Genomic DNA, 25,936 nt, shown 5'->3' with positions numbered 1-25,936 from the left:
CGCGAAACCGTCATCGTCGAGGTCGGCGGCAAACGCCTGGAAGTCTCCCTCCCCGCCTCCCTCGGATTCGCCACCGCACCCAGTGCGGCGAGCGCCAAGAAGCCCAAGCGCAAGGCCACCAAGAAGAGCGGCTCCGCCGCCTCGGGTGACGCGCTGGCTTCCCCGATGCAGGGCACCATCGTCAAGGTCGCCGTGGAGGAGGGCCAGGTCGTCGAGGAGGGCGAGCTGGTCGTCGTCCTGGAGGCCATGAAGATGGAGCAGCCGCTCAACGCCCACCGCGCGGGCACGGTCAAGGACCTCGCGGCCGAGGTCGGCGGCTCCGTCTCGGCGGGCGCGGTCATCTGCGAGATCAAGGACTGAGGCCGCACCCTCAGCGAGCGCGGGGCCCTGGCCGGGACGACCGGCCGGGGCCCCGCGCTTTTCCGTGACCCGACATGGTCCCGGACGTCGGGTCCGGACGGGGGACCCGGGCGCGCGATGCGCCACCACCCAGTCGGCCCAATGGGAACCCACTCGTCCGGGTGACGTCCGGACGAGCTAAGAACAACCAAGAACAAGCAGGAGGAACCGAGAGGAACCACGACCATTCCGGCCGTCGGTCGTACGCCCCGCCAATGGGATGCTGGAGGTATGAGGGCACGACCCGGCTCCATGGGAGGGCGATGATGGCGAGCGGTACAGCAGGGATCGCCGCAGGGCGGCCGATGCGTGCTGACGCGCGCCGCAACTACGAACGGCTGCTGGCCGAGGCCCGTACGGCCTTCACCGAACGCGGCACCGACGCCTCACTGGAGGACATCGCGCGCAGGGCGGGCGTCGGCATCGGCACGCTCTACCGCCACTTCCCGCACCGCACCGCACTGATGAGCGCGGTCTTCCAGGGCGAGGTGGACGCGCTTCTCGCCCGCTCGCGCGAGCTGCTGGCCGCGCCGCAGCCGTGCACCGCGCTGGTGGAGTGGCTGCGGGCCATCATCGCCCACGCGAGCACCTACCGCGGGCTGTCCCGGGCCCTGATGGCCGCCCAGAGCGACGACGGCTCCGCCCTGTCGCGGTGCAGCATGCCGATGCGCGAGGCGGGCTCCGGCCTGCTCAGCCGCGCTCAGCGGGCCGGTGCCGTACGCGACGATGTGGACATCGCCGACCTGATGCAGCTGACCAACGCCATCGCGCTGGCCGTGGAGCAGTCACCGGACGACCCGGAGCTGGCCGACCGGCTGCTGGCGCTCACCCTCACCGGCCTCAAGCCGACGCCCGGCGAGCCCTGCGCGTAACCGACGTATCCCCCCGTCGGCCCCTTCCTGGCCCACGGGCCACGCCCCGAGTCCGGAGCGACTTTTCCGGCCGGGAGCGGTTGCCCCTGGCCCGTAAGACGCCGACCCGGCCTGGCCGCCTCACGCGGGCGTACCCGCGCGAGGCGACGGCACCGCGCGCCCACCCGGTGCGTCCGGTGTGGTCGGCCAGTCCGGGCCGCCCGGTGCGTCAACGCCGACGCGGAGCGAGGTCGGCGACCCGGCCGCCGCTGCCGAGCTGCTGTTCCGTGAGGGGGACGGGGCCGCGCAGCTGACCGCCGCCCGACGACGGTGGATGCGTACGGCGCTGCCCCGGCAGGGGCATGTCCCGGCGGGGCTGCCGCCCCGGGGGGACGTCACCCCTACCGGACGCGGGGCCCCCGCCGTGGCCAGGGGAGGCCCCGCCCGCCCCGGCGATCGCGATCTGCACACCCTGGTCTGCCAGGGCCTGGAGTTCGGTCGCCGAGCGGTCGTCCTGCATGGGAGGCTCGTCCGTCACCAGCCGGGTGATCACATCGGTGGGCACGGTCTGGAACATGGTGTCGGTGCCCAGCTTCGAGTGGTCGGCGAGCACGACCACCTCAGCCGCTGCCTGGACGAGCGCCCGGTCGACGCTCGCTGACAGCATGTTGGATGTGGACAGGCCGCGCTCGGCGGTGAGCCCACTGCCGGAAAGGAAGGCACGGGAGACCCGTAGCCCCTGGAGGGACTGCTCGGCTCCGCTGCCCACCAGGGCGTAGTTGGAGCCGCGTAAGGTGCCGCCGGTCATGACGACCTCGACCCGGTTGGCATGGGCCAGTGCCTGGGCGACGAGCAGGGAGTTGGTGACCACAGTCAGACCGGGGACGCGCGCGAGCCGACGGGCCAGCTCTTGCGTGGTCGTTCCCGCGCCGACCACCACGGCCTCGCCCTCTTCGACGAAGCTGGCGGCGAGGTCGGCGATGGCCGTCTTCTCCGCGGTCGCTAGGTGGGATTTTTGCGGAAAGCCGGACTCCCTGGTGAAGCCACCCGGCAATACCGCACCGCCATGCCGACGGTCGAGCAGTCCTTCCGCCTCCAGCGCCCGCACGTCCCGCCGTACGGTCACTTCGGAGGTCTGGACGACACGGGCGAGCTCCCGGAGCGAGACCGCTCCGTTCGCGCGCACCATTTCAAGGATCAATTGGCGACGTTCTGCAGCGAACACGAAACTGACAGTAACGCCAACGACCGTCTAGTTTCAGCCGGTTGCGGCAATTAGCGGAAGTTGTTCACTCCTGGGCCGCGCAAGTGGTATATGGGGTTCTAGAGCTCGTTCTGGGTCTTACGTGTCTGCAGCTGCCGCGCCACCTCGGCGATGGAACCGGACAGCGAGGGGTAGACCGTGAACGTGTTCGCGATCTGCGCGACCGTCAGATTGTTGTCGACCGCGACGGCGATGGGATGGATCAGCTCACTGGCGCGCGGGGCGACGACCACGCCGCCGACCACGATGCCCGTGCCGGGGCGGCAGAACAGCTTCACGAAGCCGTCCCTGATGCCCTGCATCTTCGCCCGCGCGTTGCGCAGCAGCGGCAGCTTCACGACCCGCGCGTCGATCTTCCCACTGTCCACGTCCGCCTGTGTGTAACCGACGGTGGCGATCTCCGGGTCGGTGAACACGTTCGCCGACACCGCCTTCAGGTTCAGCGGGGCGACCGCGTCACCCAGGAAGTGGTACATCGCGATGCGGCCCTGCATCGCGGCGACCGAGGCCAGGGCGAGCACCCCGGTGCAGTCGCCCGCCGCGTAGACGCCGGGCACGCTCGTACGGGAGACCCTGTCGGTCCAGATGTGGCCCGACTCCTTGAGCCTGATCCCGGCCTCCTCCAGACCCATCCGCTGGGTGTTGGGGATCGAGCCGACCGCCATCAGGCAGTGCGTGCCGGAGATGACACGCCCGTCGGCGAGCGTCACCTCGACCCGGTCGCCCACCCTCTTGGCGGAAGCGGCCCGCGAGCGGGCCATGACGTTCATGCCACGGCGGCGGAAGACGTCCTCAAGGACGGCGGCCGCGTCCGGGTCCTCGCCCGGCAGCACCCGCTCGCGGGAGGACACCAGCGTGACCTTCGAGCCGAGCGCCTGGTACGCCCCGGCGAACTCCGCGCCGGTCACACCGGAGCCGACCACGATCAGCTCTTCCGGCAGCTCGTCCAGGTCGTACACCTGGGTCCAGTTCAGGATGCGCTCGCCGTCCGGCAGCGCGTCCGGGATCTCCCTGGGGTGCGCGCCCGTCGTGACCAGGACCGCGTCGGCGACCAACGTCTCCTCGGTGCCGTCGGCCGCCTGCACTGTCACCTTCCGCGACCCGTCCGGCGCCCGCGCGGGCTCGATGCGGCCCCGGCCGCGCATCACCCGCGCGCCCGCGCGGGTGACGGACGCGGTGATGTCGTGGGACTGGGCGAGCGCGAGCCGCTTCACCCGGCGGTTGACCTTGCCGAGATCGACACCGACCACCCGGGCGGCCTGTTCGATGTGCGGGGTGTCGTCGGCGACGATGATCCCCAGCTCCTCGTACGAGGAGTCGAAGGTCGTCATCACCTCGGCCGTCGCGATCAGGGTCTTCGACGGCACGCAGTCGGTGAGCACCGACGCCCCGCCCAGACCATCGCAGTCGACGACGGTCACCTCCGCGCCGAGCTGCGCTGCGACGAGTGCCGCCTCGTAGCCGCCAGGTCCGCCACCGATGATCACGATCCGGGTCACTGAAGTTCGCCTCGCGTTGTCGTTCCGATCGGCCCCGGGATGCCTGCCCGTGCCGCCGGGGCAGCCGGTTTCACCTGTCGGCCGGGCCCGGGGGTCGCCCCCCGGGAGGAGTGCAGTACATGCCCCATTGTCCCGCACGCATCAAGATGACTCCGCTTGGGGCCCTCCGAACGGGCCCGCCGCCCCAAATGCCGTCTCGCCCCACTCCCGTACCCTCGGAGCCATGTCGCTCTACGCCGCGTACGCCGGCAACCTCGACGCGCGGCTGATGTCCCGCCGCGCCCCTCACTCACCGCTGCGCGGCACCGGCTGGCTCTCCGGCTGGCGCCTGACGTTCGGAGGCGAGCAGATGGGATGGGAGGGTGCCCTGGCCACGCTGGTGGAGGCCCCCCGGTCTCAGGTGTTCGTCGCCCTCTACGACATCGCTCCGATGGACGAGGAGTCGATGGACCGCTGGGAGGGGGTGGGCCTGGACATATACCGCCGAATGCGGGTGCGGGTGCACACCCTGGACGGCGACGAGGCCACCTGGTTGTACGTGCTCAACGGCTACGAGGGCGGTCTGCCCTCCGCCCGCTATCTGGGAGAGATCGCCGATGCGGCGGAGTCGGCCGGGGCGCCGCACGACTATGTGATGGAGCTGCGTAAGCGGCCCTGCTGAGGCACTGGCGCTGGGCTGGGCCGGGCCGGGCCGGGGCACTGGTCGCTGGGCCGGGTTTGGCTGGGGCACTGGTCGCTGGGTTGGGCGTGGCGTGGCACGGCTGGGGCGGGTGGGTGCCGGGGCCTTGGGCCTCCGGGGCAGGGTCCTGGACCGTATATTTACGGCGCCTTAGGCCCTTTTGTGTGGTTGGCCTCTTGTTGCGCCACAAATACACGTAAGCGTCCAGGACCTTGCCCCTCCGACCCCGGCCCCTCCCGTTGTCTCTCGGCTGCCGGTCGGCTTCGTCCTCCGTCCGTCCTTCTGCCCTCGTCTGTCCTCGTGACCTCCGACCCCGGCCCCTCCCGTTGTCTCTCGGCTGCCGGTCGGCTTCGTCCTCCGTCCGTCCTTGTGTCCTCGTCTGTCCTTGCGGCCTCCGTCCCCGTCTTCCGGGTGCCGTCCTTTTCGTGACCGCCGTGTGCCGTGCGCCGTTGCTATGCGCCGTCTGGCGGTTGCCGGGGGGGTCGAGGCTGTGGGGGCGTCGTGTGAGCGTTCTGAAGGCAACGATCCGGGCACCTGTCCTCGACAGGTCTACGCGCGTAGGGCAATAACGGTTACCCTCGTGCGCGTGAACGCATCAGCTTCTTCGGACATCCAGGGCGGCCCCTCCCCCGCCGCCGGCGGCCAGACCCCCTTCGCCGCTGCCGACGGCGCGGCCGCGCGCCTGCGCGAGCTCACCGGCGCTGAGACCCACGACGTGGCACTCGTCATGGGCTCCGGCTGGGTTCCCGCGACCGACGCGCTCGGCACGCCAGAACACGAGTTCCCGGTCACTGAGCTGCCCGGCTTCCCGCCGCCCGCCGTCGCGGGCCACGCGGGCACGGTCCGCTCGTACCGCATCAACGACAAGCGGGCGCTGGTCTTCCTCGGCCGGACGCACTACTACGAGAGCCGGGACGTCACCGCTGTCGCGCACGGCGTGCGTACCGCCGTCGCCGCCGGGTGCAAGACGGTCGTCCTCACCAACGGCTGCGGCGGCCTGCGGGTGGGCATGCGGCCCGGTCAGCCGGTGCTGATCAGTGACCACATCAACCTCACCGCCACCTCGCCGATCGTCGGCGCGAACTTCGTCGACCTCACCGACCTCTACTCGCCCCGGCTGCGCGCGCTGTGCCAGCAGGTCGACCCCTCGCTGGAAGAAGGGGTCTACGCACAGTTCCCCGGCCCGCACTACGAGACGCCGGCCGAGATCGCCATGATCCGCACCCTCGGCGCCGACCTGGTCGGTATGTCCACCACGCTGGAGGCCATCGCGGCCCGCGAGGCGGGCGCCGAGGTGCTCGGCATCTCCCTGGTGACCAACCTCGCCGCGGGCATGACCGGCGAGCCTCTCAACCACGAAGAGGTGCTCCAGGCCGGACGCGACTCGGCCGCGCGGATGGGCAGCCTGCTGGCCAAGGTCCTCGACCGGCTGTAGAGAAGCACCCGCGCGGGAAGGGTACGGACAGGCGCGCCGGACGGCGCCCGGGGGCCGGATGGGCGCCTGTCCGGATCGCCGGCGGCGGCCGGCCGGTGTGCCGCCCGCTTCCGCACGTCGGATGGTGCCGGGTGCCGTCACGTACACAGCCGTACGTCATGTGGGTCGCGTACGGCGCGTGGGTCCCTACCGCGGCGCTCGACACACGGTGCCCGGCGCGCGACGTCTCGTGGCGGGCGGGCGAGACTGGCCGCCTGCCGTACGGGGCGGGGCTGCCCCACCCCGGAGGGCGGACCGCTGCCGCGCGACCATGGGCTGGGGCCTCCCGTTCGACGGAGCGGTCCCTTCCGGCACTGCCCGGCCGCTTTCCCGGGGCCGAGGCCCCACTCACTCCTGTCCACACCATCAGCGACCTCCGGAGGAGCCCCCGTGGTGCTCGACCTCATCGCCCAAGCCGAAGCCTGGCTCGCCGAGGACCCCGATCCCGATACGCGGGAAGAGTTGCGCAAGCTTCTTGAGGCCGAGGACCTCGACGTGCTCGGCGAGCGGTTCTCCGGCACCCTCCAGTTCGGCACCGCCGGACTGCGCGGCGAACTGGGCGCGGGCCCGATGCGGATGAACCGCTCGGTCGTCATCCGCGCCGCCGCCGGGCTCGCCGCCTACCTGACGAAGCAGGCAGCCGCCAAGCCGACGGACGGCAGCGCGCCGGACGCGCCCGGCCTCGTTGTCATCGGCTACGACGCGCGTTACAAGAGCGCCGACTTCGCCCGCGACACCGCCGCCGTGATGACCGGCGCCGGGCTGCGCGCCGTGCTCCTGCCGCGCCCGCTGCCCACGCCCGTGCTGGCCTTCGCCGTCCGCCACCTCGGCGCCGCCGCCGGAGTCGAGGTCACCGCCAGCCACAACCCGCCCCGCGACAACGGCTACAAGGTCTATCTGGGCGGGCCGAGCGGAGGATCGCAGATCGTGCCGCCCGCCGACGCTGAGATCGCCGCCGAGATCGCCGCCATCGCGAGCTTGAACGACGTCCCCCGGCCGGACGCGGGCTGGAGCACGCTCGGCGACGACATCGTCGAGGCCTACCTCGCCCGCGCCCGGACCGTCCTCACCCCGGGCACCTCGCGCGACGTGCGCGTCGTCTACACCCCGCTGCACGGCGTCGGGCGGGACACCCTCACCGCCGCCTTCACCGGCGCGGGCTTCCCCGCCCCCACGGTGGTGCCCGAGCAGGCCGAGCCCGACCCGGACTTCCCCACCGTCGCGTTCCCCAACCCGGAGGAGCCGGGCGCGATGGACCTGGCGTTCGCGACAGCTCGTACGGCGAACCCGGACGTCATCATCGCCAACGACCCGGACGCGGACCGCTGCGCCGTGGCCGTCCCCGACTCCGGCAGCGAGTCCGGCTGGCGGATGCTGCGCGGCGACGAGGTCGGCGCGCTGCTCGCCGCGCACCTGGTGCGTCAGGGGCAGCTCAGCCAGGGGGAGAACAGCACCTTCGCGACCACGATCGTCTCCTCCTCCCTGCTCTCCCGGATCGCGGCGACCTCGGGCGCCCCGTACGGGGAGACGCTGACCGGCTTCAAGTGGCTCGCGCGCGTGGACGGCCTGCGCTACGCCTACGAGGAGGCGCTCGGCTACTGCGTGGACCCGCAGGGCGTCCGCGACAAGGACGGCATCACCGCGGCGCTGCTGGTGGCCGAGCTGACCGCCGAGCTGAAGGCGTCCGGCCGGTCCCTCACGGACCTGCTGGACGAGCTGGCGCTCACCCACGGCCTGCACGCCACCGACCAGCTGTCGGTCCGCGTGGAGGACCTCTCGCTCATCGCCACGGCGATGAAGCGGCTGCGCGAACAGCCGCCCGCAGCCCTCGCCGGGCTGCCGGTGACCTCGGCGCAGGACCTGGCGCAGGGCTCCGAGGCGCTGCCGCCGACCGACGGGCTGCGCTACCACCTCGCGGGCGACTCGGGGTCAGGCGTCGAGACGGCCCGGGTGATCGTGCGGCCCAGCGGCACGGAGCCGAAGCTCAAGTGCTACCTGGAGGCCGTGCTCCCGGTCGCCTCGGCCGAGGCCCTGCCCGCCGCGCGCGCCCTCGCGGCCGAGATCCTCGACGGCATCAAGCGGGACCTGGCCACCGCCGCGGGCATCTGACCCGCCTCCCGTGCCACGACTACGGTTCCGGCCTCCCTCTGCGGGCGGCCGGAACCGTAGTCGTGTACCTGCGTCACCACTCTTTGCCGCGCGGCTCGGCCTGCCGGGACCGGATGCCCCGGCGTCCAGGCGGCGTACGTTGGCGCGATGGCTCAGCCGGTGCTCGCCAGGACGATGAGCAGCGCGATGCCCACCGCCGCCGGGGCGATCACCTCGTACGCCCAGCGCACCTGCGGGGCGCCTTGCGCGCTCTCCCGGGAAGCGTGACGTTCCGCCAGTTCGCGGATGTCGTCGATGGCCTGGTCCGAGGGGGCGCGGCCCTCGCTCATGACCGTGTTGCCCGGGGGCCGGGTGGAGACGCGGCCCTGCACGTCCTCCGCCGCCGCGCGCGTCTGCTGACGGGCGGCGCGCTTGCGCTGCCGCAGGGAGACCGGGATCGCCCAGAGCTGGTACTTGCCGCCGCCCGCGAGGACCTCGCTGCTGTATCCGGCGCGGGCGCCGTCGACGCAGGCCCACGGCAGCGTGATCGTACGGAACGGGTTGCGCACCAGGAGGCGGTCGGCGCCCGCGAACACCGCGGGCCGCAGCGTGAACGCCACCACCAGCGGGACCCCGCCCAGCAGCCCCGCCAGGGACAGCCACGGTGTCCTGCCCTCGCCCCGGATCAGCGCGTCGCCGCCGAGCCAGGTGGCGAGGGCGAGCAGCAGCACGCCACCTGCCATGGCGCCGGTGGAGCGGTAGACGCGATCGTCGTAGACCTCGGGGTCGTCCGCCCCGGACGGCTCGCTCGGCTGGGTGGGGCGCTCGGGCCCGCCGGTCCGCTGGGCCGCGGTCCGCGTCCGCCGCTGGGGCCGCTCAGCCTGCTCGGGCCGCTCAGGCCGCTCCGGCTTCGCTTGGGGGGAGGAGGGGTCCGGACTCGTCATGCGCCCGATTCTGCCCGACACTCCGCATTGCGGACGTTGCGTTACGGCATCGATAAACAGTCTCGGGTTCAGGGGGTGACAGGCCGCTACGCGCGTAGATATGCTCGGCTGGTGACCATGCCCACCACAGTTCCCGCATATGGCGATGAGGCCGCGGAGCGACTGGCGTCGCTGGCGGACGTGACCGCCGGTGACGGCGCGCTGCGCCGCTTCCTGCACGGCCTGCCCGGAGTCGACGCGGTCGGCCTCCAGGCCCGCGCAGCGACCCTCGGCACCCGCTCCATCAAGACGTCGGCGAAGGCGTACGCCATCGACCTGGCGATCTCGATGATCGACCTGACGACGCTCGAAGGCGCGGATACCCCGGGCAAGGTCCGGGCGCTGTGCGCCAAGGGCGTCAGTCCCGACCCCACCGACCGCACCACTCCCCGGGTGGCCGCGATCTGCGTCTACCCCGACATGGTGGCCACCGCGAAGGAAGCCCTGACCGGTTCGGGCGTCCACGTCGCCTCCGTGGCCACCGGCTTCCCGGCCGGCCGGGTCGCCCAGCCGGTCAAGCTGGCCGACACCAGGGACGCGGTCGCGGCCGGCGCCGACGAGATCGACATGGTGATCGACCGCGGCGCCTTCCTCTCCGGCCGCTACATGGAGGTCTACGAGGAGATCAAGGCCGTCAAGGAGGCGTGCCGCCGCCCTTCCGGCCCGGCCGCGCACCTCAAGGTGATCTTCGAGACCGGCGAGCTCCAGACGTACGACAACGTCCGCCGCGCGTCCTGGCTGGCGATGCTCGCCGGGGCCGACTTCATCAAGACCTCCACGGGCAAGGTCGCCGTGAACGCCACTCCCCCGGTGACCCTCCTGATGCTGGAGGCCGTGCGCGACTTCCGCGCCACCACCGGGGTACAGGTCGGGGTGAAGCCCGCGGGCGGCATCCGTACGACCAAGGACGCCATCAAGTACCTGGTGATGGTCAACGAGACCCTGGGGGACGAGTGGCTGTCCCCGGACTGGTTCCGCTTCGGCGCCTCCAGCCTCCTCAATGACCTGCTGATGCAGCGCCAGAAGCTGAGTACCGGGCGCTACTCCGGCCCCGACTACGTGACGGTGGACTGAGACAACGATGGTTTTCACATACGCACCCGCACCCGAGTCCCGCGCGGTCGTCGACATCGCGCCGTCCTACGGTCTCTTCATCGACGGCGAGTTCCGTGAGGCCGCCGACGGCAAGGTCTTCAAGACTCTCTCGCCCTCCTCCGAGGAGGTGCTGTCCGAGGTCGCCCAGGCCGGCGCCAGCGACGTCGACAGCGCGGTCAAGGCGGCCCGTAAGGCGTTCGAGAAGTGGTCGGCGCTGCCTGGTGCCGAGCGCGCGAAGTACCTGTTCCGGATCGCCCGCATCATCCAGGAGCGCTCGCGCGAACTGGCCGTGCTGGAGACCCTGGACAACGGCAAGCCGATCCGCGAGTCGCGGGACGCCGATCTGCCGCTGGTCGCCGCGCACTTCTTCTACTACGCGGGCTGGGCCGACAAGCTCGACCACGCGGGCTACGGGACGAACCCGCGCGCCCTCGGTGTCGCGGGCCAGGTCATCCCCTGGAACTTCCCGCTGCTGATGCTGGCGTGGAAGATCGCCCCGGCGCTCGCCACAGGCAACACGGTCGTCCTCAAGCCCGCCGAGACCACCCCGCTCTCCGCCCTGTTCTTCGCGGACATCTGCCGCCAGGCCGGTCTGCCGAAGGGCGTCGTCAACATCCTCACGGGTGACGGCTCCACGGGCGCCGCGCTGGTCGCGCACCCGGACGTCAACAAGGTCGCCTTCACCGGCTCCACCGAGGTCGGCAAGGCCATCGCCCGCACGGTCGCGGGGACGGACAAGAGGCTGACGCTGGAGCTGGGCGGCAAGGCCGCCAACATCGTCTTCGACGACGCCCCCATCGACCAGGCCGTCGAGGGCGTCGTGAACGGCATCTTCTTCAACCAGGGCCACGTCTGCTGCGCGGGCTCCCGGCTCCTGGTCCAGGAGTCGGTCGCCGACGAGCTGCTCGACGCGCTCAAGCGCCGCATGACGACCCTGCGCATCGGCGACCCGCTCGACAAGAACACCGACATCGGCGCGATCAACTCCGCCGAGCAGCTGGCCCGGATCACGGAGCTGGCCGACGCGGGCGAGACCGAGGGCGCCGACCGCTGGGCACCCTCCTGCGAGCTGCCCACCTCGGGGTACTGGTTCAGGCCGACCCTGTTCACGGGCGTCACCCAGGCGCACCGCATCGCCCGGGAGGAGATTTTCGGCCCGGTGCTCTCGGTGCTGACCTTCCGCACCCCGGCGGAGGCCGTGGAGAAGGCGAACAACACTCCGTACGGGCTGTCGGCGGGCATCTGGACCGAGAAGGGCAGCCGCATCCTGTGGATGGCGAGCCAGCTGCGCGCGGGCATCGTCTGGTCCAACACGTTCAACAAGTTCGACCCCGCCTCGCCCTTCGGTGGCTACAAGGAGTCGGGTTTCGGCCGCGAGGGCGGCCGGCACGGTCTTGAGGCGTACCTCGCCGCAGCGGCCAAGCCGTCGAACGAGCCCGGCAAGGGAGAGGGTGAGGGCGACCGATGAAGGTATCCGACACGTCCGCAGGCGGCGTCGCCGCGCGGCGGCTGAGCGTGTTCAAGACCTACAAGCTGTTCGTCGGGGGCAAGTTCCCACGGTCCGAGAGCGGGCGGGTGTACGAGGTGACCGACAGCAAGGGCGCATGGCTGGCCAACGCCCCGCTCTCGTCCCGTAAGGACGCCAGGGACGCGGTGGTCGCGGCCCGGAAGGCGTTCGGTGGCTGGTCGGCGGCGACCGCGTACAACCGGGGCCAGATCCTCTACCGCGTCGCCGAGATGCTGGAGGGCCGCCGCGAGCAGTTCGCCGCCGAGGTCGCCGCCGCCGAGGGGCTGTCGAAGTCCAAGGCCGCGGCCCAGGTGGACGCCGCGATCGACCGCTGGGTCTGGTACGCGGGGTGGTCCGACAAGGTCGCCCAGATCGCCGGTTCGTCGAACCCGGTCGCCGGGCCGTTCTTCAACGTGTCCAGCCCCGAGCCGACGGGCGTGGTCACCGTGCTCGCCCCGCAGGACTCCTCGTTCCTCGGACTGGTCTCCGTCATCGCGCCGGTGATCGTCACGGGCAACACGGTCATCGTGGTCGCCTCCGAGAAGTCGCCGCTGCCCGCCCTGTCGCTGGGCGAGGTGCTGGCCACCTCCGACCTGCCGGGCGGGGTCGTCAACATCCTGTCGGGCAAGACCGCCGAGATCGCCACGCCGCTCGCCGCGCACCAGGACGTGAACGCCATCGACCTGGCCGGTGCGGACCGGGAGCTGGCGGTCGCCCTGGAGACGGCGGCGGCCGACAACCTCAAGCGCGTTCTCCGTCCACAGCCTGGGGACAGTGCCGCGGCCGCGAAGGGGACCGACTGGTCCGTCGACCCGGGGACGGCGCGCATGCTCGCCTTCCTGGAAACGAAGACCGTCTGGCACCCGATGGGCATCTGACCGGGCGCGCCTGACCGGATAGGACCGCGCGGACCCGGCGCTTCGGCGCCCGGGACCCAGCGCACGGCAATGCGGGACCGGGGCACACGCCCCGGCCCCGCACGCGTCTGTGCGTGTGTGTGCGTGTGTGTGTGCGCGAAAGAGCTTGCCGTTTGTCTGTACGTGAGGCCATGGCCGGCTGCCGGAGCCCGGGAAGGCAGACGTAACCGGCGAACCACGCGGCGTGGCGGCCGGGCCCCGAAGCAACCACGCGCCTGCCCAGGGGGTCCCTCATCCAGCCCGATGCCTCACACTGGTGTCCCGTGACCCCGTCTTCCTCGCACGCTCGCGTGATTTTGCTGACCGGCCCCTCGGGTTCGGGAAAGTCGTCCCTCGCCGCCCGCAGCGGGCTGCCTGTGCTGAACCTCGACGACTTCTACAAAGAAGGCACGGACCCCACGTTGCCGGTCCATCCCGATGACGGGGGCACGGACTGGGACTCCCCGCTGTCGTGGGACGGGGAAGCGGCGGTGTCGGCCATCGCCGCGCTCTGCCACACGGGACGCAGTGACGTGCCGGTGTACGACATCGCCAGCAGCTCCCGGACCGGCTCCGGCACCCTCCGCATCGGCAGCGCTCCGCTGTTCGTCGCCGAGGGCATCTTCGCCGCGGACATCATCGGCCGGTGCCGTGAACTCGGGCTGCTCGCCGACGCGCTCTGCCTGAGCGGCCGCCCCGTCACGACCTTCCGCCGCCGGCTGCTGCGCGACCTGCGCGAGGGCCGCAAGCCCGCCGGTTACCTGCTGCGCCGCGGCCTGCGCCTGCTGCGCGCCGAGCGCGGGATCGTCGCCCGGCAGACCGCGCTCGGCGCGTACGGGTGCGGCGGCGAGGCGGCACTGGCCCGGATCGCCGCGGCGTCCGCCGTACGCCCCGCGCGTGTCGGCGCCTGACCCGCACCCGCACCCGCACCCGCGCATACGAAACGGTGCGGTGACTGAACGCCGTCACCGCACCGCAGGAGAGCGGGTCGAGTGCGGCGCATCCCCCGCGCGCCGCTCCCGCCCCGCTGTTTTCCCCCGTGTTACCCGGAACCCCCCGGTTCCCCGGACCCCCCGGCCCCGGTGTTCCCCCCGCGCCTCCGTCCCTCCCCCGAAAGACGGTCCCCCGCGGCTCCGTCTCTCCCCCGAAAGACGGCCCGCGTGCTTCCCCCGTGTTCCCCCCGCCCTCAGGCCACCAGCTCGCCGAAGGACTCCTCTTCGTCCTGCCCGAAGCTCAGCGCCTCATCGCCTCGCAGCCTGCGCAGTGAGCGCCAGATGCTGCTCTTGACGGTGCCGACGCTGATGCCGAGTATCTCGGCGATCTCCGGGTCGGTGCGGCCCTCGTAGTAGCGCAGGACAAGCATCGTGCGCTGGAGCTCGGGCAGCCGGGCGAGTGCCTGCCACAGCACGGCGCGCAGCTCGGTGCCGCGCATCGCGTCCTGGTCGCCAACCGTCTCCGGCAGCTCCTCGGTCGGGTACTCGTTCAGCTTGCGCCGGCGCCAGGCGCTGATGTGCAGGTTCGTCATCGTCCGACGCAGGTAGCCGCCGACCGCCGCCTTGTCACTGATCCGGTCCCACGCCCGGTACGTCGAGAACAGCGCGCTCTGCAGCAGATCCTCGGCTTCGAACCGGTCGCCGGTCAGGTGGTAAGCCGTCGCGTACAGAGAGGCCCGGCGTTCCTGCACGTAGGCGGTGAACTCCGCCTCCGAAGTGCTGCCGACCTCTCCGTACCCGCTTCCCCCGTTGTTCCCACCAGTGCTCACGGCGGCCGCGGTGCCCCCGCGGGCCCCCGTGGCCGCGTCAACCGCCGCCACGTACATGACTGACGACCGCTGACGCCCAGTGCCGCGAGCGCACCCCCGCCCGCTCACGGCACCGGACTTCTCATTGCTCCGACCGGTGTGTAGGCGCGTCCGAATACCTGCGCTGGTCGTCGTGCTGTGCAGTGTGTTCATCTCGCGCCCCCCGTCGGTGGAGCCAGCTCGGTCATCTTCCGTCCCGGGTGGTGTTCCTCCCGGTGCACAAAAGACTGCCAACCCAGTTTCATCGCGGTGTCCGCCGACTGTCACAGGGCTGTCACAGGGGCTCTTGGGCATGTCAGAGGCCCTGGAAGCGGGGCATCCAGCGGGTGGAGTAGGGGGCGGAAGCACGCGGAGGTCGAACTCCAGCCCTCCTGTAGGCCAGAATGACCAACGTGCCTTTCCTGTTGCTGATCGAGGACGACGACGCCATCCGCACGGCCCTCGAACTCTCTTTGTCCCGCCAGGGCCACCGTGTGGCGACGGCGGCGACGGGAGAAGACGGCCTCAAGCTGCTGCGCGAGCAGCGGCCTGACCTGATCGTGCTGGATGTGATGCTGCCCGGTATCGACGGTTTTGAGGTGTGTCGCCGCATCAGGCGCACCGATCAACTGCCCATTATTTTGCTGACCGCCCGAAGCGACGACATCGACGTCGTGGTCGGACTTGAGTCCGGCGCTGACGACTACGTGGTGAAGCCCGTCCAGGGGCGGGTGCTCGACGCCCGCATCCGTGCCGTGCTGCGCCGTGGCGAGCGGGAGGCGAACGATTCGGCGTCCTTCGGCTCGCTGGTGATCGACCGTTCGGCGATGACCGTCACCAAGAACGGTGAGGACCTCCAGCTCACCCCCACAGAGCTGCGACTCCTGCTCGAACTGAGCCGCCGCCCCGGGCAGGCGCTTTCCCGGCAGCAGCTGCTGCGGCTGGTCTGGGAGCACGACTACCTCGGTGACTCGCGGCTGGTCGACGCGTGTGTGCAGCGGCTGCGCGCGAAGGTCGAGGACGTGCCGTCGTCGCCGACACTGATCCGTACGGTCCGTGGGGTCGGCTACCGACTGGACACGCCCCAGTGACGGATGAGCCCAGTCGAGTACGGGGCTGGGCTGCGGGACTGCTGCGGTGGATGAGTCTGCGGCTGCGCCTGATGCTCGTCTTCGCCGTGGTGGCGCTGGTCGCCGCCGTGTCCGCTTCCGGCATCGCGTACTGGCTCAACCGGGACGCGGTGCTGAACCGGACACAGAACGCCGCCCTTGACGACTTCCACCAGACCCTCAAGGAGAAGACGGGTTCGCTGCCGCTGGAGCCCGACTGCCCCGAACTTCAGCTCGCCGCCGACCGGATGGCCGACAGCTCGCAGAAGTACGAGGTCCTGCTGATCAGCGAGAAGGGCGACAGCCGCGGCGGCTGCGCGGCGTTCTCCGACGAAGACGCCTTCAGCTGGAAGGCCGTGCCGAAATCGCTGCGGCGCGCGGTGAACGAGAAACGCCCCATCGACAGCTCCAACACCCACCCTTACCACCTCTACTGGCAGCGGATCTCGCTCGACGGCACGCCCTACCTGGTCGGCGGTGCCAAGGTGAGCGGTGGCGGGCCGACCGGCTACATGCTCAAGTCCCTGGAGACCGAGCGCCAGGATCTGAACTCGCTGGCCTGGTCGCTGGGCATCGCCACCGCCCTCGCGCTCATCGGCTCGGCGCTGCTGGCGCAGGCCGCGGCGGCGACGGTGCTGCGACCCGTCCAGCGGCTCGCCGACGCGGCGCGCAAGCTCGGTGAGGGCAAGCTCGACACCCGGCTGCGCGTGTCCGGCACCGACGAACTGGCCGACCTCTCCCGCACCTTCAACCGGACGGCCGAGTCGCTGGAGAAGCGGGTCGACGACCTGAGTGCCCGGGAGGCCGCCAGCCGCCGGTTCGTCGCCGACATGTCGCATGAGCTGCGGACGCCGCTCACCGCGATCACCGCGGTGACCGAGGTCCTTGAGGAAGAGGCCGACTCGTTCGATCCGATGATCGCCCCGGCCGTCCAGCTCGTGGTGAGCGAGACCCGGCGGCTCAACGAACTCGTCGAGAACCTGATGGAGGTGACCCGCTTCGACGCGGGCACGGCCCGTCTGGTCCTCGACGCTGTGGACGTCGCCGACCAGGTCACGGCCTGCATCGACGCGCGGGCCTGGCTGGACGCCGTCGATCTCGACGCGGAGCGCGGCATCGTGGCCCGCCTCGACCCCAGGCGCCTCGACGTCATCCTCGCCAACCTCATCGGCAACGCGCTCAAGCACGGCGGCTCGCCGGTGCGCGTGTCGATACGTACCGACGGTGACGACCTGCTCATCGAGGTACGGGACCACGGGCCCGGCATCCCCGAAGAGGTGCTGCCGCACGTCTTCGACCGCTTCTACAAGGCGAGCGCGTCCCGGCCCCGCTCGGAGGGCAGCGGCCTCGGCCTGTCGATCGCCCTGGAGAACGCGCACATCCACGGTGGCGAGATCACCGCCGCCAACTGGCCCGCGCCCGAGAGTGGCGAGGACGGGCCCGCCCCGGGTGGCGCGGTCTTCACGCTGCGGCTGCCGATGGACGCCTCGTCCGTGGACCCCGCCGAAGAGGCGGAGCCGGACGGAACGAAGAACCGAGACAGCAGAGACAACCGAGACAGCAGAGACAGAGACAGCAAGGACAGGAGGAGCGAGCGATGAGCGCGCGGACCGCAAGCACGCGGCGCGCCGAGGGCCCCGGCTCCGCCTCCCGTGCCCCACGCCCGGGGGTCGGCGCACGCCTCGCGGCAGCCGCCCGCCGCCCACGGTCCGCGCGGGCGTTCGCGCTCGGCGCGGTCGCGCTGCTGGTCGCCGGGTGCGGCATCCGCTCCACCTCGGTCCCGGTGGACGCGGGTGCCGCCCCTTCCCGGGCGTCGTGCGCGGCGCCCGTCAACGAGCAGCCCACTCGGCCCACGGGCGGCATGAGCGTCGTCGTGCAGCTGGTGTGCACCTCGCAGCTGCTCCCGGTGGACCGGGTGCTGCGGCTGCCGAAGGAGGACGCGTCGCTGCGGCCCGAGGAGTTCGCCCAGGCCCTGCTCAGCCAGCTCCAGCAGCAGCCGTCGCCCAGCGAGGAGGAGGCCGGGTTCAGCACGGAGGTGGGCCAGTGGGTGCGGGTGTCCGCCGCCGCCGAAGGCGATCCTGTGGGAACGCTGCGGCTGAACCGGCAGCCCGACGACCTGCCCTCGTACGCGCTGGCGCAGCTGGTGTGCACCTTCACCGAGACGCGCGCCGTACGCGGGAAGCGGGCGGTGGTCCTCGGCGGGCCCGCGCTCGGCCCGCGCGAAGAGGGCGTGGACGAGCTGAAGCGCTACGAGTGCGGGGCTGATCTGCGGACCCACCCGGAGAGCGCGCAGAGCTCCGGCACCACCCTGGACTGACGGCCGGCCCCGCCCCGGACCCTGCCACCGCCGGGTGATGCCCTGGCCTGCGCGCCCTTTCCGGCCCGGGCGCCGACACCGCTGGTGACACGGCCGCACGGCTGCGGCGCGGCGGGTTGGGGCCCGGCCGTGGCGGCCTTCCGGGGCCAAGCGGCGGAACACGTTCCGATCGGCGCGGTACGGGCGGAACCGCGAACCCTTTTCCTCGCGTCATGTCAGGCGTGCAGGGTCATGGTCCCGGCCGCACGGCCGATATCCGCTTCCGCGTGGCGGGCGTTCTTCTCGTCACCGCGTATCTCGCCTTCCTTGGCTGGGTGTCCCTGCGCCCGTTGGCGGCGACCTGGGTGACGGCCGCCAACTTCGAGCCGCTGAGCACCATCCGCGCCGACCTTGATCTTGGCGTCGTGGCAGCCACCCGCCGGATCGGGCGTGAGCTGCTGCTGTACGCGCCGCTGGGGGTGCTGCTGCCGCTGGCGACAGGACGGGTGGACGGCCGCCGGCTGTGCTCCCTGGTCCGCACGGTCACCATCGGCGCACTGGTCTCCGGGTCCTTCGAGCTGGCCCAGAGCGGGGTGGCCGGACAGGTCGTCGACGTCGATTCGGTGCTGCTCAACACGCTCGGGGTCGCGCTCGCCCATGTGGTGGCGATGCCCGCCCTACGAGGATGGCTCCGCCGCCGGGAGCAGACGGCCGGCTCCGCCGCCCTTCCCCGGGAGGAGGCGGTCTCAGGGGTGACCCCGACGATCCCAAGGGTCGGAATCGCACCGTAGAGCGATGCTTTGCCCCGCCTCGCGCACCTACCGTGGAGTCATCAACCGCTCCCCGGATGACACCGAGGACGACGACAAGGAGTCGCGTCATGGCCGCCGCTCTCGTCCGCCCCCGCTCCGACAGGAAGATCGCCGGTGTGTGCGCGGGTCTGGCCCAGCGCTTCGGGACCTCTGCGACCACCATGCGGGTGATCTTCGTGGCGTCGTGTCTGCTGCCCGGGCCGCAGTTCCTGCTCTACCTGGCGCTGTGGGCGCTGCTCCCCTCGGAGGAGAAGTACCAGCGCAACGCCTGGTGAGCCACCGCCGCGACCCGGCTCACGCCGTCTGCCGCCCCGCTCCCGCTTCCGCACACACGCGGTGGGCCGCACACCTGCCCTCAGGTGTGCGGCCCACCGCGTTCCGCGTCGCGGCGCCGTACCGGCGAACCGGTGCGCCGCGCGCGTCACTTCATCAGCGGCAGTCCGCCGAGCAGCTTGAGCGGGTTCTCCGCAGCCGGCTTCTCCTTGCCCGCGGGCTTCTTCTTGCCCGCGACCTGCGCCTTACCGGCGGGCTGCGCCATGCCCGCGGTCTCCTGGCCCGGAGCCGGCTGCCCGGGCTGCGCCGGCAGCGTCTTGACCGCGCTGGCGGCGGCCTTGGTGATCGCCCCCAGGCCGGACCCGACGGCCGAGGCGGACCCGGCGGAGGTGACAGCGAAGACGGCACCGAGCGTGGAGACGCCGAGGGTCTTGATCGTTCCGTGCTTCATCAGAAATCTTTCCTTGTTACGGGAGTCTTGACCGGCACTGCAACTTAGCCACATCGACCGACACCCCGCAAACACCGGAAAACGGCCGGGGTGTCGCTTTCCCGGCCGCATTTCCGATAGGTAAGACTGTCTCTTCTGTCAGCCCTTCGTGGCGGAAGAAGGGCTGGTCAGAGCCGCTCCACCCGGAGACTGACGGAACAGCCACTCGGACTTCAGCTCGGCATATCCCGGCTTGATCACATCATTGATCATGGCCAGACGTTCATCGAAAGGAATGAACGCTGATTTCATCGCATTGACAGTGAACCACTGCATGTCATCGAGCGTGTATCGGAATATAGAGACCAGGTGCTCGAATTCACGGCTCATGCTTGTACCACTCATCAGCCGATTGTCCGTATTGACCGTCGCCCGGAAGTGGAGCCTGCGCAGCAGCCCGATCGGGTGCTCGGCGTAGGAGGAGGCCGCGCCCGTCTGGAGGTTCGAGGTGGGGCACAGCTCCAGCGGGATGCGCTTGTCGCGCACGTAGCTGGCGAGGCGGCCGAGCTTGACGCTGCCGTCCTCGGCGACCTGGATGTCGTCGATGATGCGGACGCCGTGGCCGAGCCGGTCCGCGCCGCACCACTGGAGCGCCTGCCAGATCGACGGCAGGCCGAACGCCTCGCCCGCGTGGATGGTGAAGTGGTTGTTCTCGCGCTTGAGGTACTCGAAGGCGTCGAGGTGGCGGGTGGGCGGGAAGCCGGCCTCCGCGCCCGCGATGTCGAAGCCGACGACGCCCAAGTCGCGGTAGCGGTTGGCGAGTTCGGCGATCTCCAGCGCGCGGGCGGCGTGCCGCATCGCGGTGAGCAGGGCGCCGACGCGGATGCGGTCGCCGTTCTCCCTGGCCCGGCGCTCGCCCTCCCGGAAGCCGTCGTTGACCGCCTCCACGACCTCCTCCAGGGTGAGGCCGCGCTCCAGGTGCTGCTCGGGGGCGTACCGCACCTCGGCGTAGACGACTCCGTCGGCCGCCAGGTCCTCCGCGCACTCGGCGGCGACCCGGAACAGCGCCTCCTTGGTCTGCATGACGGCGCAGGTGTGCGCGAAGGTCTCCAGGTAGCGCTCCAGCGAGCCGGAGTCGGCCGCCTCCCTGAACCAGTCGCCGAGGGCGCCGGGCTCGGTCTCGGGCAGACTTTCGTAGCCCGTCTCACCGGCCAGCTCGACGATGGTGGCGGGGCGCAGGCCGCCATCGAGGTGATCGTGCAGCAGCACCTTGGGGGCGCGGCGGATCTGCTCCGGACTCGGTCGCTGGAAGTTGTCGCTCGTCATCTTCGCACCATAGCCCCTACGCGCGTAGATCGTGCCCTGTCACCGTACGGATAGATACGGAACAGTGACCCGCGCGCGTAGTGGAGTACACCGCCGCTTCTGCCATCGTTCTGGCATGGCTCAGCAAACGTTGCCGGAACAGCCGGAACGGAGCGCCCGGCTGGGGCGGCCGATGGGGGTGGCCGCCGCGGGGAAGCCCGTCTGCGGCGTGGTGCTGTTACTCCCCAGCGGCGCGCCGAACGGGACCCGGCGCCCCTCGGCTCTGTCCACGGCGGCCCTGTGGCCGCTGGCCCGCCGCTTGGTGCGGGCCGGGCAGTCCGAGGGCCTGACGTCCCATATCGTCCGCTATCGGTGCCGCGGCTGGAACGGCGACGCGGCACACCCCGCCGAGGACGCGCAATGGGCGGTGGACGAGGTGGTGCGGCGCTACGGGGATGTGCCGGTCTGCCTCGTCGGCATGGACATGGGCGCGCGGGCCGCGCTGCTGGCCGCCGGGCATCCCGCCGTGAGCTCGGTGCTCGCGCTGGCGCCGTGGCTGCCGACCCCGGAAGCCGTCCTGACTCCCGACCCGGTCAAGCATCTGGCGGGGCGCAGCGTGCTGATCGTGCACGGGACGAACGACGAGCGCACCGACCCCGAGCTGTCCTACCGGCTCGCCGAGCGCGCGAAGAAGATCAACAGAGATGTGTGCCGATTCGAGGTGCATACCGACGGGCACTGGCTGCACCAGTACCGCTCCGAGGTGACCGCCCTCGCGGTCGACTTCGCGCTGGGTTCCCTCTTCGAGCGAGGCTACGCGCGTCCACTGGCCGACGCGCTGGCGGCGCCCCCGCCGATCGGCCTGCGGATGCCCCTCGCGGCCGGGTTCGGCACCTCGCTGCGGCGCTGACCGCGGACGGCGGCTTGAGCGCGCGGCGTCACCGGGCTCACCGGGGTCCGGCCGCTGAGAGGCCGACACGGGCCCACTGAGGCCGACAGGGGCCCGCCGGGGCTGACATGGGAGGCCCGCTGAGGGGCGCGCGGAGCCCCGTGGAAGACTGCCGGTATGCCTATGCGCCGACCGGGTTTTCGACTTAGTCTCCGTCCCCGTCGCTCCACGGGGGCGGCCACCGCCGGGCTGACGGCCGCCACGCTGGCCCTCGCCGTATCACTGACCGGCTGCGGCGCCGGTGGCGCGCAGGGCAAGGCCGGCTTCACCCGGCACGGCTCCAGCACGGTCGAGACGGTGGCGGCCGCCGACCGCCGCCCGGCGCCCGATGTCGCCGGCGGCACGCTCGACGGCGAGAAGCTCCGGCTCGCCGACTACAAGGGCAAGCCCGTCGTCGTGAACCTCTGGGCGTCCTGGTGCCCGCCGTGCCGCGCGGAGACGCCCGACCTGGTCAAGGTCGCCACCGAGACCGAGGGCGAGGTCGCCTTCGTCGGCATCAACAGCGACCACCAGAAGGGCACGGCCCTGAAGTTCGAGAAGGAACTCGGGGTGAAGTACCCCAGCTGGCACGACCCGTCCGGCAAGCTGGAGATGCGCTTCCCCAAGGGCAGCTTCAACCCCCAGGGCATTCCCTCGACGCTCTTCATCGACCGCGACGGCAAGATCGCCGCCCGCGCGATGTCGCCGATCGGCGAGGAGGACCTGCGCGCGGCGCTGAAGCCGCTGCTCGCGGAGAAGTCCTGACGGACGCGGAGTCCTGACGGACGCGAACACCTGACACCACGAACCTACGGGCCACCGGCCCACCGGTCACAGCCCGCCCCGGCCGCGGCCCGCGCACAGCCCGCCCCCGTCGCGGCGGGGCTCAGCGCGGCAGCAGCTGCCCCCGGCGGCTGAGCAAGAACCGCTTGAACGCGGCGACCGGCGGCGTGTCCGGGTGGCCGTCCAGCCAGGCCACCCCGATCTCGCGGACCGCGCGCGGCGCGGTCACCGTCAGCTCGGCGACGCCGGGTCTGGCCACGGCGGGCGGCGGCAGCAACGCCACGCCGAGCCCCGCGGCGACGAGCCCGCGCAGCGTCTCGGCCTCCTCTCCCTCGAAGGCGACCTTCGGCCTGAACCCGGCCTCGGCGCACACCGCGTCGGTGATCCGGCGCAGCCCGTAGCCCGGCTCCAGGGTGACGAAGAGTTCGGCCGACGCCTCGGCGAGCCGGACGCGCTTGCGCTTGGCCAGCCGGTGGTCCTCGGGCACGACCAGCCGCAGCTTCTGCTCGTCGAGACGGCGGGCGACCAGGTCAGGCGCGTCGGGGACCGGCGAGGTCAGACAGAGGTCGAGATCGCCGGCGCGGAGGCGGTCGATCATCGCCTCGCCGTAGTTCTGGACGAGCTGGAACCGTACGCGGGGATGGTCGGCGCGGAAGGCGCGCAGCAACCCGGGAACCGTCTCCGAGCCAAGGGTGTGCAGGAAGCCGAAGGCGACCTTGCCCGCCGCCGGGTCGGCGTCCTCCCGTACGGCTTCGGCGGCGCGCTCCACCTCGGACAGCGCCCGCTCGGTGGACGCGAGGAAGGTGCGGCCCGCCGGGGTGAGGGAGACGGTGCGGCCGTGCCGGGCGAAGAGGGCGACGCCGAGGTCGTGTTCGAGCCTGGCCATGGCGCGGCTGAGGGTCGACTGGGGCACGCCGAGCTGGTGCGCGGCGCGTGTCACGTGCTCGTGGCGGGCGACGGCGGCGAACTGCGCGAGCCGGGGTGAGAGGGCGGCCGCCCAGGAAGCGGCGTCGATGTCGGCGCTGCCGGGGGCGGGCACCGGCGTCGTGGGCGCCGGAGCCGTGGGAACCGGCGCGCCGGCCGCCGGGGCCGCGCCCGGTCGGGCCGGCGGCGCGGGCGGGGTGACGCGCGAGGGCTCCCGTGACGTGGCGCTGGATGTGGCGGCGGATGTGTCCGAGGTGACTTTCTCATTGCCTGGGCGTGACAGGGACCGCCCTGACCTGTGCTCATGCTCCATGGGATCGATTATCGCGTTTTTGTGCATTGGACGCATGAGACCCCTCGTCCTAACGTCGTGGACATGCCTCCTGCTGATACCAGGGCGTCCACCGCATCCCGTGTGGGCGCCTCCACCGCGCCGTCCCCGATCACCCTTCCCGGCCCGCGCCACGCCGTGTGCCCGGTCACCGTGCGCTCCGCGTCCGCCGCCGGTCCGGCCGGTGACCAGAGCGCCGACAGCGACAAGCTGCGCCCCGGCGGGCCCGGCTACCGGCGGATGAGCTTCGCTCTCTTCGCCGCCGGGATGTCCACCTTCGCGCTGCTGTACTCCACGCAGGCGCTGCTGCCCGCGATCTCCAGTGACCTCGGCGTGACGCCGGATCAGGCGAGCTGGACCGTCTCGGCGGCGACCGGCGCGCTGGCGCTCGCCGTGCTTCCGCTGAGCGCGCTGTCCGAACGCTTCGGCAGGCGCACGCTGATGACCGCCTCGCTCACCATCGCGGCCGTCGTCGCCCTGCTGACGCCGTTCGCCCCGAGCCTGGGCTGGCTGATCGCGCTGCGCGCGGTGCAGGGCGCCGCGCTCGCCGGGGTGCCCGCCTCGGCGATGGCGTATCTGGCGGAGGAGGTACGGGCGAAGGCGCTGGTCGGCGCGATCGGCCTGTTCGTGGCGGGCAACAGCATCGGCGGGATGTCGGGCCGCATCGTGACCGGCTGGGTCGCGCAGGCGTGGGGCTGGCGGGCGGCGCTCGGCGCGGTGGGCCTGCTGGCCGTGGTGTGCGCGGTGGTGTTCCGGCTGATGGTGCCGAAGGCCCGGCACTTCACGTCCCGTCCGGTCGGGCCGCGCGAGCTGGCCCGCACCATCGGGGGTCACCTGTCCGACCCGTTGCTGCGCCGTCTGTACGCGATCGGCGCGCTGTTCATGACGGTCTTCGGCGCGGTGTACACGGTCATCGGCTACCGGCTGATCGACGAGCCGTTCAACCTGCCGCAGGGCGTCGTCGGCTCCATCTTCCTGGTGTACCTGGTGGGTACGGTCTCCTCGGCCGCGGCCGGGCAGCTGGTCGCCCGGCTCGGGCGCCGGGGCGCGCTGTACCTGGCGGTGGGCACCACCTCGCTCGGCCTGCTGCTGTCCCTGACCGCCTCACTTCCGGCCGTGCTGCTCGGCCTGGTGCTCATCACGGCGGGCTTCTTCGCGGGCCACGCGGTGGCGTCGTCGTCGGTGAGCCGCACGGCGAAGACCGGCCGCGCGCAGGCGTCCGCCCTGTACCAGTCGGCGTACTACCTGGGCAGCAGCGCGGGCGGCACGCTGGGCGCCGTCGCCTTCCACCTGGCGAGCTGGGAAGGCACCGTGAGTCTCGGCCTGGCGGCGATGGCCGTGGCGGCGGGCATCACGCTGTACGCGACGCGCAAGGCGCTGGTGGAGCGGCGCCGCGCGGCCGTTGCGGCGCGCTGAGAAGACGGCGGCGCGAAGCCCCGGAGGCCCGAGTGCTCGCGTCCGGGGCACGGGCCCCCGGGGCTTCGTTCCCGGAGCACATCAGTCCGAGCCCGGTCAGTCAGTGCCCCGGTCAGTCCGTAGCAGGGAAGTCGCTGGTGTCCAGGGTGAGGTTGAACGGGGCGGGGAGGTGGATGTCCTCCCCGTACTTCACCGCCCGCAGGACCCGGTAGGCGTCGCCCTTCGGCTCTCCGTAGAGCGTGACCGTGGGCCCGCCGGGGGCCCAGCTGTCGATCAGCAGGTAGAGGGGGACCTGGGCTCGCGCGTAGCCCGCCGCCTTGCTGATCCGGTCGTGACTCGCGTTGGACTTCGAGGTGATTTCCACGATCAACTCGGCCGCGGCGGCGGGAACGAAGTGGCCCGGCTCGTTCAGAGCGGTCTCCGGCACCACGGCGAGGTCCGGGATGAAGAGGCCCTTACGGGAGGGGACGCTCGCGCCGAGGGTTTGGTAGATGCCCCAGTCCTCGGGGATGACGCCGTACAGACGGCGCTGGACTTTGTCCGCGACCCAGTTGTGGCCGTTGGACGGTGGTGGTGCCACGGTGACGATCCCCTCGATGATCTCCACCTTGCAGCCCTCGGGTGCGTCCGTCTCCTCCCAGAGACGGACGAGGTCGTCCCATTCGTGGCCGGAGGCCGACGGATGGTCGACGGTGAGTGCGCTCATGGCGGTCTCCTCGTTCGCTGTGACACCGATCCCAGCATGCCGAACGGGACCCGCGCCGGTCCACAGGTCCCGTTCACCCCTCTGTGTCGTGGGGTGGAAAGCCGCAGC

The 25,936-nt window shown here is 71.6% G+C and carries 25 protein-coding genes; 17 read left to right on the top strand and 8 right to left on the bottom strand.

From position 1 onward, the window contains the following. Positions 1-360, top strand: a 360-nt coding sequence (locus tag AC5P1B_RS33045; protein WP_493891697.1) for a biotin/lipoyl-containing protein, incomplete at its 5' end; no start/stop codon positions are given. Positions 361-704: 344 nt separating this feature from the next. Next, on the top strand, positions 705-1,271 hold the full coding sequence (locus AC5P1B_RS33040) for a TetR/AcrR family transcriptional regulator (RefSeq protein WP_493891696.1): 567 nt from the start codon (positions 705-707) through the stop codon (positions 1,269-1,271). Positions 1,272-1,479: 208 nt separating this feature from the next. Here AC5P1B_RS33040 and AC5P1B_RS33035 read toward each other — a convergent pair whose 3' ends face one another. Both AC5P1B_RS33035 and AC5P1B_RS33030 read right to left on the bottom strand, forming a co-directional pair. Then, positions 1,480-2,475 (bottom strand): DeoR/GlpR family DNA-binding transcription regulator, encoded by a 996-nt coding sequence (locus AC5P1B_RS33035; protein WP_493891695.1) that lies wholly within the window; start codon positions 2,473-2,475, stop codon positions 1,480-1,482. Positions 2,476-2,573: 98 nt separating this feature from the next. Beyond that, positions 2,574-4,013, bottom strand: a complete 1,440-nt coding sequence (locus AC5P1B_RS33030; protein ID WP_493891694.1) for an NAD(P)H-quinone dehydrogenase — start codon at positions 4,011-4,013, stop codon at positions 2,574-2,576. A gap of 223 nt (positions 4,014-4,236) precedes the next feature. Between AC5P1B_RS33030 and AC5P1B_RS33025 the strand changes: the two genes are divergently transcribed. The 3 genes from AC5P1B_RS33025 to AC5P1B_RS33015 all read left to right on the top strand — a co-directional run bounded on the left by AC5P1B_RS33025 (position 4,237) and on the right by AC5P1B_RS33015 (position 8,275). Continuing rightward, positions 4,237-4,674, top strand: a complete 438-nt coding sequence (locus AC5P1B_RS33025) for a gamma-glutamylcyclotransferase family protein (RefSeq protein WP_493891693.1) — start codon at positions 4,237-4,239, stop codon at positions 4,672-4,674. 604 nt (positions 4,675-5,278) lie between these two features. Further along, entirely contained in the window at positions 5,279-6,127 is an 849-nt protein-coding gene (locus tag AC5P1B_RS33020) for a purine-nucleoside phosphorylase (RefSeq protein ID WP_493891692.1), read from the top strand. 429 nt (positions 6,128-6,556) lie between these two features. Beyond that, positions 6,557-8,275, top strand: a complete 1,719-nt coding sequence (locus tag AC5P1B_RS33015; protein WP_493891691.1) for a phospho-sugar mutase — start codon at positions 6,557-6,559, stop codon at positions 8,273-8,275. Between the two features lie 152 nt (positions 8,276-8,427). Here the strand turns inward: AC5P1B_RS33015 and AC5P1B_RS33010 are convergent, their stop codons facing one another. After that, a complete protein-coding gene (locus AC5P1B_RS33010) occupies positions 8,428-9,198 on the bottom strand; it encodes a PH domain-containing protein (protein ID WP_493891690.1) in 771 nt (256 codons plus the stop codon). A gap of 117 nt (positions 9,199-9,315) precedes the next feature. Here AC5P1B_RS33010 and deoC point away from each other — a divergent pair, with 117 nt between their 5' ends. The 4 genes from deoC (at position 9,316) to AC5P1B_RS32990 (ending at position 13,646) form a co-directional block, all read left to right on the top strand. Next, a complete protein-coding gene (deoC, locus tag AC5P1B_RS33005; RefSeq protein WP_493891701.1) occupies positions 9,316-10,311 on the top strand; it encodes a deoxyribose-phosphate aldolase in 996 nt (331 codons plus the stop codon). A 7-nt stretch (positions 10,312-10,318) separates the two neighbouring features. After that, entirely contained in the window at positions 10,319-11,800 is a 1,482-nt protein-coding gene (locus AC5P1B_RS33000; protein ID WP_493891689.1) for an aldehyde dehydrogenase family protein, read from the top strand. Continuing rightward, entirely contained in the window at positions 11,797-12,717 is a 921-nt protein-coding gene (locus tag AC5P1B_RS32995) for an aldehyde dehydrogenase family protein (RefSeq protein WP_493891688.1), read from the top strand. The genes AC5P1B_RS33000 and AC5P1B_RS32995 overlap by 4 nt, the downstream gene beginning before the upstream one ends. Positions 12,718-13,019: 302 nt before the next feature. Then, positions 13,020-13,646: a uridine kinase family protein gene (locus AC5P1B_RS32990; protein WP_493891687.1), complete on the top strand. Its 627-nt coding sequence runs from the start codon at positions 13,020-13,022 to the stop codon at positions 13,644-13,646. A gap of 275 nt (positions 13,647-13,921) precedes the next feature. Here AC5P1B_RS32990 and AC5P1B_RS32985 read toward each other — a convergent pair whose 3' ends face one another. Continuing rightward, positions 13,922-14,689: a SigE family RNA polymerase sigma factor gene (locus AC5P1B_RS32985; RefSeq protein WP_493891686.1), complete on the bottom strand. Its 768-nt coding sequence runs from the start codon at positions 14,687-14,689 to the stop codon at positions 13,922-13,924. A 239-nt stretch (positions 14,690-14,928) separates the two neighbouring features. Here AC5P1B_RS32985 and afsQ1 point away from each other — a divergent pair, with 239 nt between their 5' ends. The 5 genes from afsQ1 to AC5P1B_RS32960 all read left to right on the top strand — a co-directional run bounded on the left by afsQ1 (position 14,929) and on the right by AC5P1B_RS32960 (position 19,007). Then, positions 14,929-15,606 (top strand): two-component system response regulator AfsQ1, encoded by a 678-nt coding sequence (gene afsQ1, locus AC5P1B_RS32980; protein ID WP_176166125.1) that lies wholly within the window; start codon positions 14,929-14,931, stop codon positions 15,604-15,606. Positions 15,607-15,656: 50 nt separating this feature from the next. Next, complete coding sequence (locus AC5P1B_RS32975) at positions 15,657-17,225, top strand: ATP-binding protein (protein WP_493891685.1); 1,569 nt, start codon at positions 15,657-15,659, stop codon at positions 17,223-17,225. Next, positions 17,222-17,941: a hypothetical protein gene (locus tag AC5P1B_RS32970; RefSeq protein WP_493891684.1), complete on the top strand. Its 720-nt coding sequence runs from the start codon at positions 17,222-17,224 to the stop codon at positions 17,939-17,941. The genes AC5P1B_RS32975 and AC5P1B_RS32970 overlap by 4 nt, the downstream gene beginning before the upstream one ends. A gap of 212 nt (positions 17,942-18,153) precedes the next feature. Next, the gene (locus AC5P1B_RS32965) at positions 18,154-18,711 is read left to right on the top strand and encodes a VanZ family protein (RefSeq protein ID WP_493891683.1); all 558 of its coding nucleotides are present in this window, start codon (positions 18,154-18,156) and stop codon (positions 18,709-18,711) included. An 89-nt stretch (positions 18,712-18,800) separates the two neighbouring features. Further along, a complete protein-coding gene (locus AC5P1B_RS32960) occupies positions 18,801-19,007 on the top strand; it encodes a PspC domain-containing protein (protein ID WP_493891682.1) in 207 nt (68 codons plus the stop codon). A 146-nt stretch (positions 19,008-19,153) separates the two neighbouring features. On the opposite strand, the gene AC5P1B_RS32955 is transcribed toward AC5P1B_RS32960, so the two are convergent. Further along, a complete protein-coding gene (locus AC5P1B_RS32955) occupies positions 19,154-19,456 on the bottom strand; it encodes an ATP-binding protein (protein WP_493891681.1) in 303 nt (100 codons plus the stop codon). A gap of 138 nt (positions 19,457-19,594) precedes the next feature. After that, positions 19,595-20,761: an adenosine deaminase gene (locus AC5P1B_RS32950; protein ID WP_493891680.1), complete on the bottom strand. Its 1,167-nt coding sequence runs from the start codon at positions 20,759-20,761 to the stop codon at positions 19,595-19,597. A 115-nt stretch (positions 20,762-20,876) separates the two neighbouring features. On the opposite strand from AC5P1B_RS32950, the gene AC5P1B_RS32945 reads away from it, so the two are divergent. Both AC5P1B_RS32945 and AC5P1B_RS32940 read left to right on the top strand, forming a co-directional pair. Continuing rightward, a complete protein-coding gene (locus AC5P1B_RS32945) occupies positions 20,877-21,650 on the top strand; it encodes an alpha/beta fold hydrolase (protein WP_493891679.1) in 774 nt (257 codons plus the stop codon). Positions 21,651-21,806: 156 nt separating this feature from the next. Further along, the gene (locus tag AC5P1B_RS32940; RefSeq protein WP_493891678.1) at positions 21,807-22,433 is read left to right on the top strand and encodes a TlpA family protein disulfide reductase; all 627 of its coding nucleotides are present in this window, start codon (positions 21,807-21,809) and stop codon (positions 22,431-22,433) included. A 121-nt stretch (positions 22,434-22,554) separates the two neighbouring features. Here the strand turns inward: AC5P1B_RS32940 and AC5P1B_RS32935 are convergent, their stop codons facing one another. Further along, a complete protein-coding gene (locus AC5P1B_RS32935; protein WP_493891677.1) occupies positions 22,555-23,490 on the bottom strand; it encodes a LysR family transcriptional regulator in 936 nt (311 codons plus the stop codon). A gap of 261 nt (positions 23,491-23,751) precedes the next feature. Here AC5P1B_RS32935 and AC5P1B_RS32930 point away from each other — a divergent pair, with 261 nt between their 5' ends. Continuing rightward, complete coding sequence (locus AC5P1B_RS32930; RefSeq protein WP_493891676.1) at positions 23,752-25,122, top strand: MFS transporter; 1,371 nt, start codon at positions 23,752-23,754, stop codon at positions 25,120-25,122. 112 nt (positions 25,123-25,234) lie between these two features. Here AC5P1B_RS32930 and AC5P1B_RS32925 read toward each other — a convergent pair whose 3' ends face one another. Further along, complete coding sequence (locus AC5P1B_RS32925; RefSeq protein ID WP_493891675.1) at positions 25,235-25,828, bottom strand: Uma2 family endonuclease; 594 nt, start codon at positions 25,826-25,828, stop codon at positions 25,235-25,237. Positions 25,829-25,936 lie beyond the last annotated feature (108 nt).

Source organism: Streptomyces sp. A01, assembly GCF_059026195.1.
Note: the sequence above shows the minus strand (reverse complement) of the source record. Positions and strands in the feature narration are given on the sequence as shown.